Source organism: Serratia sp. CY74737, assembly GCF_052166775.1.
Taxonomy (GTDB): domain Bacteria; phylum Pseudomonadota; class Gammaproteobacteria; order Enterobacterales; family Enterobacteriaceae; genus Serratia; species Serratia ureilytica.
On sequence record NZ_JBJNOF010000006.1, the window covers coordinates 397354 to 411551 of the forward strand.

The 14198-nt window shown below is 64.2% G+C and carries 13 protein-coding genes and 1 pseudogene; 13 read left to right on the top strand and 1 reads right to left on the bottom strand.

What is annotated here, in order from left to right; genetic code table 11:
* The first annotated feature begins 14 nt into the window (after positions 1 to 14).
* The 12 genes from ACJ8PE_RS11265 to ACJ8PE_RS11320 all read left to right on the top strand — a co-directional run bounded on the left by ACJ8PE_RS11265 (position 15) and on the right by ACJ8PE_RS11320 (position 12336).
* Positions 15 to 1058: an aromatic ring-hydroxylating oxygenase subunit alpha gene (locus ACJ8PE_RS11265; protein ID WP_042785347.1), complete on the top strand. Its 1044-nt coding sequence runs from the start codon at positions 15 to 17 to the stop codon at positions 1056 to 1058.
* The gene (locus ACJ8PE_RS11270) at positions 1055 to 1810 is read left to right on the top strand and encodes an SDR family oxidoreductase (protein WP_197759950.1); all 756 of its coding nucleotides are present in this window, start codon (positions 1055 to 1057) and stop codon (positions 1808 to 1810) included. The genes ACJ8PE_RS11265 and ACJ8PE_RS11270 overlap by 4 nt, the downstream gene beginning before the upstream one ends.
* A gap of 37 nt (positions 1811 to 1847) precedes the next feature.
* Positions 1848 to 2642: an IclR family transcriptional regulator gene (locus ACJ8PE_RS11275; protein WP_004937625.1), complete on the top strand. Its 795-nt coding sequence runs from the start codon at positions 1848 to 1850 to the stop codon at positions 2640 to 2642.
* Positions 2643 to 2751: 109 nt separating this feature from the next.
* Complete coding sequence (locus ACJ8PE_RS11280) at positions 2752 to 3693, top strand: VOC family protein (protein ID WP_046687782.1); 942 nt, start codon at positions 2752 to 2754, stop codon at positions 3691 to 3693.
* A complete protein-coding gene (locus tag ACJ8PE_RS11285; RefSeq protein WP_197759951.1) occupies positions 3690 to 4901 on the top strand; it encodes an NAD(P)/FAD-dependent oxidoreductase in 1212 nt (403 codons plus the stop codon). The genes ACJ8PE_RS11280 and ACJ8PE_RS11285 overlap by 4 nt, the downstream gene beginning before the upstream one ends.
* A gap of 23 nt (positions 4902 to 4924) precedes the next feature.
* A complete protein-coding gene (locus ACJ8PE_RS11290) occupies positions 4925 to 6181 on the top strand; it encodes an MFS transporter (protein ID WP_197792674.1) in 1257 nt (418 codons plus the stop codon).
* Positions 6182 to 6213: 32 nt separating this feature from the next.
* The gene (locus ACJ8PE_RS11295; RefSeq protein WP_004937634.1) at positions 6214 to 6738 is read left to right on the top strand and encodes a cupin domain-containing protein; all 525 of its coding nucleotides are present in this window, start codon (positions 6214 to 6216) and stop codon (positions 6736 to 6738) included.
* A complete protein-coding gene (locus ACJ8PE_RS11300; RefSeq protein WP_197759953.1) occupies positions 6738 to 7556 on the top strand; it encodes an alpha/beta fold hydrolase in 819 nt (272 codons plus the stop codon). Before ACJ8PE_RS11295 ends, ACJ8PE_RS11300 begins: the two co-directional genes overlap by 1 nt.
* The gene (locus ACJ8PE_RS11305; RefSeq protein ID WP_197759954.1) at positions 7553 to 8347 is read left to right on the top strand and encodes an SDR family oxidoreductase; all 795 of its coding nucleotides are present in this window, start codon (positions 7553 to 7555) and stop codon (positions 8345 to 8347) included. Before ACJ8PE_RS11300 ends, ACJ8PE_RS11305 begins: the two co-directional genes overlap by 4 nt.
* 15 nt (positions 8348 to 8362) lie before the next feature.
* Positions 8363 to 9157, top strand: a complete 795-nt coding sequence (locus ACJ8PE_RS11310) for an aspartate dehydrogenase (RefSeq protein WP_147881222.1) — start codon at positions 8363 to 8365, stop codon at positions 9155 to 9157.
* Between the two features lie 16 nt (positions 9158 to 9173).
* A complete protein-coding gene (locus ACJ8PE_RS11315) occupies positions 9174 to 10643 on the top strand; it encodes an aldehyde dehydrogenase (protein WP_047573731.1) in 1470 nt (489 codons plus the stop codon).
* Between the two features lie 52 nt (positions 10644 to 10695).
* On the top strand, positions 10696 to 12336 hold the full coding sequence (locus ACJ8PE_RS11320; RefSeq protein WP_197759961.1) for a thiamine pyrophosphate-binding protein: 1641 nt from the start codon (positions 10696 to 10698) through the stop codon (positions 12334 to 12336).
* 41 nt (positions 12337 to 12377) lie between these two features.
* On the opposite strand, the gene ACJ8PE_RS11325 is transcribed toward ACJ8PE_RS11320, so the two are convergent.
* Entirely contained in the window at positions 12378 to 13130 is a 753-nt protein-coding gene (locus ACJ8PE_RS11325; protein WP_004937650.1) for a M48 family metallopeptidase, read from the bottom strand.
* 238 nt (positions 13131 to 13368) lie between these two features.
* Here ACJ8PE_RS11325 and ACJ8PE_RS11330 point away from each other — a divergent pair.
* Positions 13369 to 14198, top strand: a pseudogene (locus tag ACJ8PE_RS11330) (transketolase); the annotation flags it as partial.

The window sequence follows — 14198 nt, forward strand, 5'->3', positions numbered from 1 at the left end:
CCCGGGAGAAGACAATGACAGCAAACACAACATCCTCCGAACAGAGCTTGCAGGACTATCTTGACCAGGGGCTGCGCGGCATGTGGTATCCGGTGCTGGCCAGTTGGGAAGTGGGCAACAATCCGGTCGGCATCACCCGCCTTGAGCAACAAATCGTGGTGTGGCGCGACGGTGAAGGCCAGATACACGCGTTGGAAGATCGCTGCCCGCACCGCGGCGCGCGGCTTTCCATGGGGTGGAACCTCGGCGATCGCATCGCCTGCTGGTATCACGGGGTGGAAGTCGGCGGCGACGGGACGGTGAAAGACGTGCCGGCGGTGGATCGCTGCCCGCTGGTGGGGCAAAAATGCCTGCGCGCTTACCCGGCCAAAGAAGCCTACGGCGCGGTGTTCCTCTATTTTGGCGTGACGGCGGATGAAGCGCCGGCGGAGCTGACTTTCCCGCAAGAGCTGGCGGACGAAGCGTCGTACAGCCACTTCTTGTGTACCGCCAGTTGGAACTGCAACTACCAATACGCCCTGGAAAACGTGATGGATCCGATGCATGGCACCTACCTGCACTCTTCCTCGCACTCGATGGCGGAAGGGGATCGCAAGGCGGATATGGGGCTGGAGCCGACCGATAGCGGGTTTATCTTCAAGAAAAACGGCCAGATCGGCGTCAACTTCGACTGGGTGGAGTTCGGCAACAGCGGCGCGTATTGGATGCGTCTGTCGATCCCGTACAAGAAACGTTTCGGGCCGGGCGGCCACTTCTGGATCATCGGCATGGTGGTGCCGGAAGACAAGGATCACTGCCGGGTATTCTTCTGGCGCATCCGTAAGGTCCAAGACTGGCAGCGCGACATGTGGCGCTTCATGTATCGCAATCGCCTGGAATCATTGCATTGGGACGTCCTCGAGCAGGATCGCATCGTGCTTGAAAACATGGCGCCTAACGCCCGTGGCCGCGAATACCTGTACCAGCACGACGTCGGTCTGTCGCGCCTGCGCCGCCTGATGCAGAAAGAGGCGCAGAAACAGCTGGCGACGCTGCGCGAGCGGGAGGCGGCGCAGTGAACGGCCTGCTGAACGGCAAGCGCATCGTGGTCACCGGCGCGGCGCGCGGCCTGGGCTACAGCTTCGCCGCCGCCATTGCCGCTGCCGGCGCGCAGGTGGTGATGTGCGACATTTTGGCGGATGAGCTGACGGCGAGCGGCGCCGCGCTGCGTGAGCAGGGCGCTCAGGTGGAAACGCAAATCATCGATCTGGCCTCACCGGATTCGATCCGTTCGGCGTTCGAGAAGATCGCCACAGGCGGCGGGATCGACGGGCTGGTGAACAACGCGGCGCTGGCGACCGGCGTCGGCGGTAAAACCATGATGGAATACGACATCGATCTGTGGGATCGGGTAATGCAGGTCAACGTGCGCGGCACCTGGTTGGTGAGCCAGGCGGCGGTGCCGCTGCTGGCGCGCAACCCGCACGCCAAGATCGTCAACGTGGCGTCGGACACCGCGCTGTGGGGCGCACCGCGCCTGATGGCCTATGTCGCCAGCAAAGGCGCGGTGATCGCGATGACGAGATCGATGGCGCGCGAGCTGGGCCCGCAGGGCATCTGCGTCAACGCTATTGCGCCGGGCCTGACGCGGGTGGAAGCCACCGAGTATGTGCCCGCCGAGCGCCATCAGCTGTATGAGCAGGGGCGCGCGCTGGCCGGGGCGCAGCATCCGGACGATGTGAACGGCACGGTGCTTTATCTGCTGTCGCCGCTGGCGGATTTCGTCACCGGTCAACTGCTGCCGGTCAACGGCGGTTTCGTATTCAACTGACGGCCCGCAGGGCAGGCGCACAGCGCAGGAGCGAGAGATGGCGGACGAGCAAGCATGTAAGTATCTGATCCCGGGACTGGATCGCGGATTGCAGTTGCTGCTGGCGTTTGGCGAGCAGCATAAGGAAATGACCTTTGCCGAGTTGCATCGCCTGGTCGATATGCCGAAGGCCACCGCCTACCGCGTGGTGCAGACGCTCGAGCACCTGGGCTTTCTGGAGCGCAATCCGCGCACCAATACCTTCGCGCTGGGCATCAAGGTGCTGCGTCTCGGTTTTGAATACATCGCGTCGCTGGACGTCGCGCAGGCCGGCCAGCCGGTGATCGAACAGCTGCGCGATCGCAGCCAGTGCAGCAGTCATCTGGCGATCCGCGACGGGCGCGACGTGATCTATATCGCCCGCGTCAGCGCCGCCGGTTCTCAGATCAATCAGGTCAGCGTCGGCACCCGTTTGCCGGTGCACCAAACCTCGCTCGGCCGCATGTTGTTGACCAGCGCCACCCGCAGCGAGTTCGAACAACTCTATCCGGACGCGCAGCTGCCGGGCAACGCGCCGGGCACCCCGGCGGATCGCGAAACGCTGTGGCAGATGGTGCAGCAAGACAAGGCGCGCGGCTATGTAATCGGCGAATCGTTCTTCCGCCACGGCATCTCCTCGATCGTCTACCCGATCTTCAACCGTGAGCAGCGGGTCGAGGCGGTGGTCAGCATCATGGTGCCGTCCGATGAGATCCCGAAAGCGGATCGCGAGCGGCTGCGCATGGAAGTGCGCGATGCGGCGGAGAAAATTTCCGGCTTCCTCGGCGCGCCGCCGCAGGCCAACGTCGGCTAACCGACAGGACCGACTCTTTCACTCAGGCAGGGATAAGGCCCACAGCAAACAGGGGCCGGGGTTCAGTCATGCCTGAAAACCGTATACAGCGAGAACGTGAGGCTGAGCAATGAGCGTAATCGGAATCGAAAAACTGGAGTTTGGCGTCGAAGATCTGCCAATCTGCGAAAAATTCATGCATGACTTTGGCCTGCAGCCCGCCACGCAACATTGGGGCGAACCGCAGCGCGAATTCACTACCCTGAGCGGGGCGCGGGTCGTTCTGCACCCGTTGCAAAGCGCGGCGCTGCCTGCGGCGTTTGAAGGCGGTTCCACCCTGCGCCGCATGACCTGGGGCGTGGCATCGCCCGCGGATCTGGCGCGTCTGCAGCCGCGTTTGGCGTTGATGCCCGGCTTTCGTCAGGTGGGGGAAGAGCTGGAATGCCGCGATCCCAACGGCATGACGCTGCGCTTCGTCGTCAGCCGCCAGCAGGCGGTCGAAGTGCCGGTCACGCCGATCAACCAATGGGGCGACGTGCGCCGCATCGATCAACCCAGCCCGGTCTACTCGCAGGCGCAGCCGATCAATATCGGCCACGTGGTGTTCTTCGTTGACGATCTGGCGGCGACCGAGCGTTTCTACCGCGAGCTGTTGGATTTCCAGGTTTCCGATCGCTATATCGATCGCGCCGTCTTCCTGCGCACCCAGGCGCGCGGTGGTCACCATAATCTGTTCCTGCTGAAGCTGCCCAACCGCCCACGCGGCCTGAACCATGTGGCGTTCACCGTGCGCGATATCCATGAAGTGATCGGCGGCGGCATCGCCATGAACAAAGAGCAGTGGAGCACCTTCATCGGCCCTGGCCGCCACCCGATTTCCTCGGCGTATTTCTGGTACGTCAACAGCCCGACCGGCGGCGCGTTCGAGTACTACACCAACGACGATTATCTGACGGAAAACTGGCAGCCGCGCGAGCTGGAACATTCGCTGGTCTCCTTCACCGAATGGGCGGTAGAAGGCGGCATCGATCACGATACGCGCCGCCAGCATAAAAAGGCGGAGGCGTTATGAACCGGCCGGAACAGGCGGGCATTGTCATCGTCGGCGGCGGCCAGGCCGGCGGTTGGGCGGCCAAGACGCTGCGTGACCGGGGTTACAGCGGCCGGCTGACGGTGATAAGCGACGAACCCTACGATTTTTACGAGCGGCCGCCGCTGTCGAAAGCGGCGCTGCTGGATGCCGCGGCTCCCCTGAGCCGGCTGTTCAGCGAACAGGCGGTGGCGGAGCTGAATATCGACTGGCGTCGCCCGCTGCGCGCCGAGTCTATCGACGCCGAACAGCAAATCGTCACGCTCAGCGACGGGCGACGGCTGCAGTTCGAGCAGTTGCTGATCGCCACCGGCGGGCGGCCGCGTTTGCCGGGCGCCGCCTGGGCGCAGCACCCGCGCGTGATGACGCTGCGTTCCTGGGACGATGCGGCCCGGTTGCGGAAGGGCCTGCAGAGTTGCCGTCGTCTGGCGATCGTCGGCGGCGGTTGGATCGGGCTGGAGATCGCCGCTTCTGCGCGCCGTCTCGGCGTTGAGGTGACGGTGTTTGAGCGCCAGCCTGCGCTGTGCATGCGCAGCGTCGGCGCCGATGTCTCACAGGCGTTGCTCGAACTGCATCGCCGGCAGGGCGTGACGGTGTTGTGCGGCTGCGGCGAGATCTCGCTGGAAGATCGCGACGGCGCCGCCTGGATCGGCAGCGAAGTCAGCGATCCGCAGGCCTTCGATCTGGTGGTGGTGGGGATCGGCGTCGAGCTGAATCTCGAACTGGCGCGCAGCGCCGGGCTGGCTATCGAGTCCGGCATTGTGGTCGACGGCCAGGGGCGCACCAGCCATCCGGCGATCTTCGCCGCGGGCGATGTGGCGCGCCACCCGACGCTCGGCCTGTGCCTGCAGTCCTGGGCCTACGCGCAAAATCAGGCCATCAGCACCGCCTGCGCAATGCTCGACGCCTTCGCCGCTCCGTATGACGACGTGGCCTGGCTGTGGTCGGATCAATACGACGTCAATATCCAGATCCTCGGCGTGCCGAGCGGCGGCGTGCACCATGTGGTGCGCCGCACGCCGCAGTCGCAGGTGTTCTTCACGCTGAACGCCGATCGGCAACTGGTGCAGATGGTGGCGTTCAACGACGCGCGCACCATCAAGCTCGGCAAGCGTTGGCTGGCGAGCGGCCGGGTGCTGGATCCGCAGCAGCTGGCGGATGCGGAGTTTTCTTTGATGGCGTTGAAATAACGCCCGAACCTCGGGAGCGTTTTATGACTACGCAAGACATTGACGCCCGCGCTGGACGGGCGGGGGAAACCGTTGCCGAAAATCCGCAGCAGCGGGTGCGCTGGTCGGTGCCGATCGCGCTGTTCGCCTGCGTGCTGCTGGCGTTTTTCGACAAAATCAGCATCGCGGCGCTGTTTTCCGACGCCGAGTTTCAGCAGGCGCTGGGCATCGGTTTTGACCCGGCGCGGCTGGGATTGCTGATGAGCGCGTTTCTGTTCTCCTACGGCATCTCCTCGATGCTGCTCAGCGGCATCGGCGATCGGCTTAATCCGGTCAAAGTATTGATTGGCATGATGGTGGTGTGGGGCGTGCTGATGGTGTTGATGGGGCTGGTGCGCTCCTATCACGCCATGATGACGCTGCGCATTCTGCTCGGCATCGCCGAAGGGCCGCTGCTGCCGATGGCCTACGCCATTATTCGTCAGGCCTTCCCGCCGCAGCTGCAGGCGCGCGCCACCATGCTGTGGCTGCTCGGCACGCCGCTCGGGGCCGCGCTCGGCTTCCCGGTCACCCTGTATATCCTCAATACCTTCGACTGGCAGGCCACCTTCTTCTTTATGGCGTTTCTGACGCTGCCGGTGATGTTGCTGGTGCTGTTCGGCATGCGCCACCTGAACGTGTCGCTTCCGGCGGCGGCGGCCAAGCCGGCGGTGTCCGAACGCCAACAGCATCGCCGCGAGCTGCTGCGCAGCCCGCATTTCTGGATGATTTGCCTGTTCAATATCGCCTTCCTGACCTACCTGTGGGGCATGAACGGCTGGTTGCCGAGCTATCTGATCAAGGGCAAAGGCATTCATCTGGAACATGCCGGTTACCTCTCTTCGCTGCCGTTCATCGCCATGCTGCTCGGTGAAGTGCTGGGCGCCTGGCTGTCGGACAAGCTGGATCGGCGCGCGCTGGCCTGCTTCCTGTCGCTGTGCGGCGCCGGCCTTGGCCTGGCGGTGGTGCTGCACCTGCAGGGCACTTACAGCGTGATCGCCGCCATGGCTTTCAGCACCTTTATGTGGGGCGCCGGCGCGCCGAATATTTTCGCGCTGTTGGCGAAGGCGACCAGCAGCAAGGTCAGCGCCACCGCCGGCGGCATTTTTAACGGACTGGGCAATTTTGCCGGCGCGCTGGCGCCGGTGCTGATGGGGGCGTTGATCGCCGCCACCGGCAATATGGATAACGGCCTGCTGTTCCTGGTGGTGATGGCGTTCGTCGGCTGCCTCATTCTGCTGCCGTTGCTGAGAAAGTACTGATTAATCAATCGTTTCAACAGAGGAGTGACAACATGTCTCAGGTTGAGAACAAAGCCGGCGTCAAGCCGCAGGATCTGTCGATGGAAAACTGGGTGGAGTCGCGCATCGCCCGTTTCGAAGGCCGCAAATACGACTGGAACGCGCTGAAATTCCAGGCCGATTTCGACCCGAAATACCGCCGCGCGCAGATGCGCTACATCGGCACCGGCGCCACCGGCGTGGCCAGCGACGCCAACACCATTCCGGCGGGCAATTTCACCTTCTCCACCATGGTGTTGCCGTCGAAGTGTGAGGGCCCGTTGCACCTGCACGACGACGTGGAAGAAGTGTTTTTCATGCTGAAAGGCAGCATCACGCTGATGATTCAGGATGGGGAAGAGTATTACGAAACCAGGCTGAAAGAGCGCGATTTGATCTCGGTGCCGGCGGGCGTGTATCGCGGCCTGTTCAATCACGGCGAGGAAGAGGCGCTGATGTGCGTGATGCTCGGCACCGCTAAGCCGGAGATCCCGACTTATCCGGCGGACCACCCGCTGTCCAAAGTGAAGCGTAACTGATGAACGGCCTGGCGCAACGCCAACGGACGCGCTGCGGGGCGTATACCCTGAGCTGGCGCGAGGCCGGGCAGGGGCGGCCGGTGGTGTTGCTGCATGGCATCAGTTCCGGATCCGCCTCGTGGATCAAGCAGTTTAACGACAGCGGCCTGACGGACGGTCATCGTCTGTTGGCGTGGGACGCGCCGGGTTACGGCGGCAGCCTGCCGTTGGCGGATCCGCAGGCTGACGCCGCCGGTTATGCAGCGGCGTTGGCGGCGCTGATTGATGAGCTGCAGCTGGCGCAGCCGCTGATCGTCGGCCATTCGTTGGGAGCGCTGATCGGCAGCGCCTACGCCGCCGGCTATCCGGACGGGCTATGTGGGCTGGTGTTGGCGGATCCGGCGCAGGGCTATGCCACGGCGCCGGAGGAAAAACGCCGACAGGTGTACGGCCAGCGCCAACAGATGATGGAGACGCTGGGGCCGGTGGGCTACGGCGAGCAGCGGGCGGCGGCCTTGCTGCGCGAAGGGGCGGATCCGCAGGATATCGCCTGGGTGCGCAACGGCATGCAGCAGCTTGATCCCGACGGTTTTCTGAGTGCCGCCTGGATGCTGGCCAACGGTGATATTGGCCGCTATCTGGCGCGCTATCGCGGCCCGCTGGAGGTGTGGTGCGGTGAACTGGATCGCATTACACCGCCGGAGAAGGCGGCCGAGCTGGCGCGTGAGCAAGACGCGACGCTGCGTCTGATCGCCGCCGCCGGTCACGCCAGCTACCTCGATGCGCCGGCGTGTTTCAACCGCTATCTGCGGGATTTTACGGGAGCAATCCAACGATGAATTTTCAGCTTGAGGATCGGGTGGCGGTGGTGACCGGCGGCTCGTCGGGCATCGGTTTCGAAACTCTGAAGCTGCTGCTGGCCGAAGGGGCGAAGGTGGCGTTCTGCGGCCGCGATCCGGACAAACTGGCCGGCGCGGAGGCCAGCCTGCGCGCGGACTTCCCGCAGGCGGAGATCCTGGCACTGCGCTGCGACGTGCTGGATGCGCAGCAGGTGGCGCAGTTCGCCGCTCAGGTGACGGCGCGTTTCGGCGGCGTGGATCTGCTGATCAACAACGCCGGTCAGGGCTTCGTCGCCCACTTTGACCAGACGCCGCGCGAAGCCTGGCTGCATGAGGCAGAGCTGAAGCTGTTCGGCGTGATCAACCCGGTGCAGGCGTTTTTACCGGCGCTGGAACGATCGGACATCGCGTCTATCACCTGCGTGAACTCGCTGCTGGCGCTGCAGCCGGAAGAACACATGATCGCCACCTCGGCGGCGCGCGCCGCGCTGCTCAATATGACGTTGACGCTGTCGAAAGAGCTGGTGGGCAAAGGCATTCGGGTTAACTCGATCTTGCTGGGGATGGTGGAGTCGGGCCAGTGGCGCCGCCGTTTCGACGAGCGCAGCGATAAAGATCAAAGCTGGGAGCAGTGGACGGCGGCGATCGCCGAACGGCGCGGCATCCCGATGAAGCGCCTGGGCAAGCCGCAGGAACCGGCGCAGGCGCTGCTGTTCCTCGCTTCGCCGCTGGCTTCCTTTACCACCGGCGCGGCGCTGGACGTATCCGGCGGCTTTAACCGCCATGTGTAGCAGGGGCCGATGAAGATGAAGAAGATCATGATGATTGGCTATGGCGCGATGGCGAAGGAAGTGATCGCCCGTTTGCCTGAAGGCGTGGAGGTCGGCTGGATCCTGGCGCGCGCAGCTCATCATGCGGCGATCGATGAGGCTTTTGGCGGGCGGGTGCAGGCGCTGACCCATCCGGAGCAGTGTTCGCAGCGGCCGGATCTGGTGCTGGAGTGCGCCAGCCAGCAGGCGGTGGCGGAGTTTGGCGAAGCGGTGCTGCAGCGCGGCTGGCCGCTGGCGCTGATTTCGACCGGCGCGCTGGCGGATGCCGCATTGCAACAGCGGTTGCAGCAGGCCTGCCGCAGCCATCACGGGCAACTGATCGTGCTGTCCGGCGCGGTGGCGGGCATGGACGGGCTGGCGTCGGCGCGCGAAGGCGGGCTGGAAAGCGTGACCTATCAGGCCAGCAAGAGCCCGGCCAGCTGGCGCGGCAGCCCGGCGGAACAGTTGATCGATCTCGATGCGGTGAGCGAAGCGCAGGTATTTTTTGAAGGGTCGGCGCGTGAAGCGGCGCGTTTATTCCCGGCCAACGCCAACGTGGCGGCCACCATTGCGCTCAACGGCCTGGGGATGGATGCCACTCGGGTGCGCCTGCAGGTCGATCCCGCCACCCGGCGCAATACCCATCGGCTGCAGGTATGCGGCGACTTTGGCGAGTTTCACATCGAGCTGAGCGGCACCCCGCTGGCGAGCAATCCCAAAACATCAACCCTGGCGGCGCTGAGCGCGGTACAAGCCTGCCGCCGTCTGGTGGACGGCGGTTTTATTGCCTGAACGGCAGGAGCGGAGCATGGAACGATTGAATATTTTTGTCGCCGGGCGCTGGCGTGAAGGGCGCGGCGAAGAGATGGCTTCGGTATTCCCGGCCGACGGCAGCGTCAACGCGCGGCTGCGCGCCGCTAACGTCGAGGATGTCAACGAGGCGGTTGAGGCGGCGGAAAAGGCCTGGCGCGCGCCGGAATGGCGTGGGCTGGTGCCGCACCAACGCGCCTCAATTCTCTACCGCGTGAGCAACCTGATCCTGGCGCAGCAGGAACAGCTGGCCGAGCTGCAGACCCGCGACAACGGCAAGCCGCTGGCGGAGACCCGCGGGCTGGTGGCCAGCGCGGCGGCGACCGCGCGTTACTTCGCCGCCGCTTGCGAAGTGCTGGAGGGCGAGCTGCCGACCCCGCGCAGCGCCGAAGTGATGACGCTCAGCCAGTATCAACCGATGGGGGTGATCGCCGCCATCACGCCGTGGAACTCACCGATCGCCAGCGAAATGCAGAAGGTGGCGCCGGCGCTGGCGGCGGGCAACGCCGTGGTGCTCAAACCGGCCGAAGCCACGCCGCTGATGGCGCTGAAGCTGGCCGAGCTGTTCGAACAGGCGGGGCTTCCTGCCGGGCTGCTCAGCGTGTTGCCGGGCAAAGGTTCGGTGATCGGCGAGGCGTTGGTGCGCCATCCGCTGGTGAAAAAGATCGCCTTTACCGGCGGGACCAGCACCGGGCGCCATTTGGCGCACATCGCCGCCGACAAGCTGATCCCCACCTCGCTGGAGCTGGGCGGTAAATCGCCGACCATCGTGCTGGAGGACGCCGATCTGGAGCAGGCGGCGCGCGGCATCTGCTACGGCATTTTCAGCTCCGCCGGCCAGGCGTGCATCGCCGGTTCGCGGCTGTTCGTGCATCGTTCGCTGTATCAGCCGCTGCTGGCGCGCTTGACCGAACTGACGGCGGGGCTGCGCATCGGCAACCCGCTGGTGCCGGGCGTGCATCTCGGCCCGCTGATCAGCGCCAAACATCGGCAAAGCGTGGCGGACTACGTGGCGCTGGCGCGGCAGGAGGGCGGCCGGGTGGTCATCGGCGGTGAAGCGCCGGCCGATCCGCAACTGGCGAGCGGCAGCTATTACCTGCCGACCATTATTGAAGGTTTGAACAACGACGCCCGCGTCTGCCAAGAGGAGATCTTCGGGCCGGTGCTGGTGGCGCTGCCGTTCGACGACGAGCGACAGCTGATCGAACAGGCCAACGACTCGGTGTACGGCCTGGCGGCCGGCATCTGGAGCCGCGATTTCCCGCGGGCGATGGCGCTGGCGGAGCGGCTGGAAACCGGCACCGTCTGGGTCAACACCTACAAAACGTTCTCGATTTCCACGCCGTTCGGCGGTTTCAAGGAAAGCGGGCTGGGCCGCGAAAAGGGCCTGAACGGCATCAAGGCCTACATGCAGCAGAAAAGCGTGTATCTGGCGCTGAGCCATCAGGTGAACCGCTGGAGCGACTAGGCCGACACCTCTACGCATAACCCTAATAACGACTACCCTAAGAAGGCAGATGATGAGCGATAAAATCACGGTTGGCGAGGCGATAGCCCGGACTCTGGAACAGTACGCGGTGTCGGCGATGTACGGCATCATTTCGATTCATAATCTGCCGATCGCCGATGCGGTGGGGCAGCGCGATAAAATTCGCTTCGTGCCGGCGCGCGGCGAAGCGGGCGCGGTCACCATGGCCGATGCGCATGGGCGCTTCTCTGGCCTGGGCGTGGCATTGACCAGCACCGGCGCCGGCGCCGGCAACGCGGTGGGGGCGATGATTGAGGCGCTTAACGCCAACACGCCGCTGTTGCATATCACCGGCCAGGTAGAAAAAGCCTATCTGGACGCCGACGCCGGGTTTATTCATGAAACCCGGGATCAGCTCGGTTTTCTGCGCGCCTGCTCCAAGCGCGCCTACCGGGTCAATTCGCCGGAACAGGCGGTGGCGGTGATCCAGCGAGCGATCCTGGATGCGCAAACCGCGCCCTGCGGCCCGGTGGCGGTCGAGATCCCGATCGATATCCAAAGCAGCCTGGTTTCCCGCTCGGTGCTGACCGAAGCGTTGGCGCCGGCGCCGCTGCCGAAGGCGGACGATGCGGCGGTGGAGCGGCTGCATCAGCGGCTGAAACAGGCCAAGCGCCCGTTGCTGTGGCTGGGCGGCGGCGCGTTGGCCTGCGGCGATGCGGCGCGCAAGCTGGCGGACGCCGGCGTGGCGGTGATCTCCAGCACCCACGGGCGTGGCATTCTGCCGGACAGCCATCCGCGCAGCCTGCGGGCGTTCCACAACTCGCCGAGCATCGAGGCTATCCTGACGCAGTGCGACCTGACGCTGGTAGCCGGTTCACGGCTGCGCAGTAATGAAACCCGCACCTGGACGCTGCCGCTGCCGCGCCCGCTGGTGCAGATTGATATCGATCCGGCGGCGGCCAACCGCAACTACCTGGCCGATGAGCAGATCAATGGCGACTGTGCGGCGCTGCTGGCCGCGCTGGCGGCGCGGCTGAGCCCCGGCGAGAAGGTCAACGCCGAGTGGGATGCCGAGATTGCGGGGGCGGTGCAGCAGGCGGAGAGCGCGTTGCGTCAGCAGTCCGGTGAATACGCCAAACTCAACGACGCCATCGACGCCGCGCTGCCGCAGGACGGATTGCTGGTGCGCGATATCACCGTTTCCGGCAGCGTCTGGGGCAGCCGTTTGTTCCGCGCGATCTCGCCGCTGTGCAACATTCACTCGCTGGCCGGTGCTATCGGCATGGGGCTGCCGATGGCGATCGGCACCGCGATCGCCAACCCGCAGCGCAAGGTGGTGGGGCTGGTGGGCGATGGCGGTTTGGCGCTGGGCCTGGGGGAACTGGCGACCATGGCGCAGGAACAGGTGAACATCACCCTGCTGATCATGAACGACGGCGGTTATGGCGTGATGCGCGGCATTCAGGACAAGTATTTCGCCGGGCGCCAGTATTACAACGAGCTGCATACGCCGGCCTTTACTCAAATAGCCGAAGCGATGGGGCTGAAAGCCTGGAAGGTCGAGGCGGCGGCGCAGTTCAACGGCGTGCTGGCCGAAGCGATCAACTACCCGGGGCCGTCGGTGGTCGAGGTGGACATGAAACAGGTCGGGCCGCTGACCTTCGCCGGGCCGCCGCAGAAGACGTTGTATTGAGACGATAAAAAACGCCCGGCGATTGCCGGGCGTTCTCGTTGTTATTTCTCTGCCGCGATGCGATCGCGAATGTGCTGGGCGCGCGCTTGGGAAGACGGGTGATCGTCGAACATGCTGCTCTGGCGGCCGGCTTCCATTTGGGCCAGCTTCTCGAAGCTGGTGGCCAGGCCGTTCGGATCGATGCCGCGCTTTTTCAGCAGATCGAACGAGTAATCATCCGCTTCGCTTTCCTGCTTCTGCGAGAACTGGGCGCTGACCAGCTTCTCGCCGATGTCCGCCAGCTGCGACTGCGACAGCGAGCCGATAACGCCGCCGGCGGAGGACGCCGCGGTGCGCAGCGCCACGGTGCCGTAAGCCACCTGCATCGCTTTGCGGGTGTGGCCCAGCGCCACGTGGCCCATTTCGTGGCCCAGCACGCCTTCCACTTCGTTGTCGTTCATGATGTCCATCAGGCCGCTGTAAACGCGGATACAGCCGTTGGCCATCGCCCAGGCGTTGACGTCTTTGGTCACGTAGACCTTGTAGTTGGCCGGGGTGCCGTTGATGTTGTCGCCCAGCGCCGCAGCGATTTTGTTGAGACGCTTGGCATAGGTGCTGTCGGCCGGCGCGATTTGTGCCTTGCTGTCCATCTCGGCGCAGGATTTATCACTCAGGGCCTTAACGTCGTTGTTGCTCAGGGTCGCCGCCTGGAACGCCTGCGCGCCGGACTGCATCAGGGTTTCGGTATTCAGGTTTTGACAGCCGGTTGCCAAGGTGGCAATGCCCAACGCAATCAAAGAGGTACGGATCTTCATAACGCCATCTTCCTGTGAAGGTAACAAGGTAAAAGAGTCATTTTGCTTTGAGGCTATCTTGCCGCAAGAGCCTAGTGTACGCCAGACGGGGCGAGAATAGTGTTATTCCGAAAAAGCGTCCAATCGTGCTAATAAGTGGTGAACTCGCTCTCATTTGGCATTAGGGATTGCCGTTGTGATGTGGAGTCTGAGAAAATAGGGAACTTGACTGCTTTTTTTATCCGACCTGGAGTAAAACATGTCCTCTCGTAAAGAGCTTGCCAACGCCATCCGCGCACTCAGCATGGACGCCGTACAAAAAGCAAATTCCGGCCACCCGGGGGCCCCTATGGGCATGGCGGACATCGCCGAAGTCCTGTGGCGTGACTACCTCAACCACAACCCGACTAACCCGCACTGGGCTGACCGCGACCGTTTCGTGCTCTCCAACGGCCACGGCTCCATGTTGATTTACAGCCTCCTGCACCTCACCGGCTACGACCTGCCGATGCGCGAGCTGGAAAACTTCCGTCAGCTCCATTCCAAAACCCCGGGCCACCCGGAGTACGGTTACACCCCGGGCGTTGAGACCACCACCGGCCCGCTGGGCCAGGGCATCGCCAACGCCGTCGGCTTCGCCATCGCCGAACGCACCCTGGCGGCGCAGTTCAACCGCCCGGGGCACGACATCGTCGACCACCACACCTACGCCTTCATGGGCGACGGCTGCATGATGGAAGGCATCTCGCACGAAGTCTGCTCCCTGGCCGGCACCCTCAAGCTCGGCAAGCTGACCGCCTTCTACGATGACAACGGCATCTCCATCGACGGCCACGTCGACGGCTGGTTCACCGACGACACCGCCCTGCGTTTCGAAGCCTACGGCTGGCACGTGGTGCGCAACGTCGACGGCCACAACCCGGACGCCATCAAGGCCGCGATTGAAGAAGCCCGCAAGGTGACCGACAAGCCGTCGCTGCTGATGTGCAAGACCGTTATCGGCTTCGGTTCGCCGAACAAGGCCGGCACCCATGACGTGCACGGCGCCGCGCTGGGCGCCGCCGAAGTGGCCGCCACCCGCGAAGCGCT

Coding starts and splice junctions, on each gene's coding strand:
- ACJ8PE_RS11310 (WP_147881222.1), top strand. CDS start 8,363: ATGAAGAAGATCATGATGATTGGCTATGGCGCGATGGCGAAGGAAGTG.
- ACJ8PE_RS11280 (WP_046687782.1), top strand. CDS start 2,752: ATGAGCGTAATCGGAATCGAAAAACTGGAGTTTGGCGTCGAAGATCTG.
- ACJ8PE_RS11325 (WP_004937650.1), bottom strand. CDS start 13,130: ATGAAGATCCGTACCTCTTTGATTGCGTTGGGCATTGCCACCTTGGCA.
- ACJ8PE_RS11305 (WP_197759954.1), top strand. CDS start 7,553: ATGAATTTTCAGCTTGAGGATCGGGTGGCGGTGGTGACCGGCGGCTCG.
- ACJ8PE_RS11275 (WP_004937625.1), top strand. CDS start 1,848: ATGGCGGACGAGCAAGCATGTAAGTATCTGATCCCGGGACTGGATCGC.
- ACJ8PE_RS11320 (WP_197759961.1), top strand. CDS start 10,696: ATGAGCGATAAAATCACGGTTGGCGAGGCGATAGCCCGGACTCTGGAA.
- ACJ8PE_RS11265 (WP_042785347.1), top strand. CDS start 15: ATGACAGCAAACACAACATCCTCCGAACAGAGCTTGCAGGACTATCTT.
- ACJ8PE_RS11315 (WP_047573731.1), top strand. CDS start 9,174: ATGGAACGATTGAATATTTTTGTCGCCGGGCGCTGGCGTGAAGGGCGC.
- ACJ8PE_RS11300 (WP_197759953.1), top strand. CDS start 6,738: ATGAACGGCCTGGCGCAACGCCAACGGACGCGCTGCGGGGCGTATACC.
- ACJ8PE_RS11285 (WP_197759951.1), top strand. CDS start 3,690: ATGAACCGGCCGGAACAGGCGGGCATTGTCATCGTCGGCGGCGGCCAG.
- ACJ8PE_RS11295 (WP_004937634.1), top strand. CDS start 6,214: ATGTCTCAGGTTGAGAACAAAGCCGGCGTCAAGCCGCAGGATCTGTCG.
- ACJ8PE_RS11290 (WP_197792674.1), top strand. CDS start 4,925: ATGACTACGCAAGACATTGACGCCCGCGCTGGACGGGCGGGGGAAACC.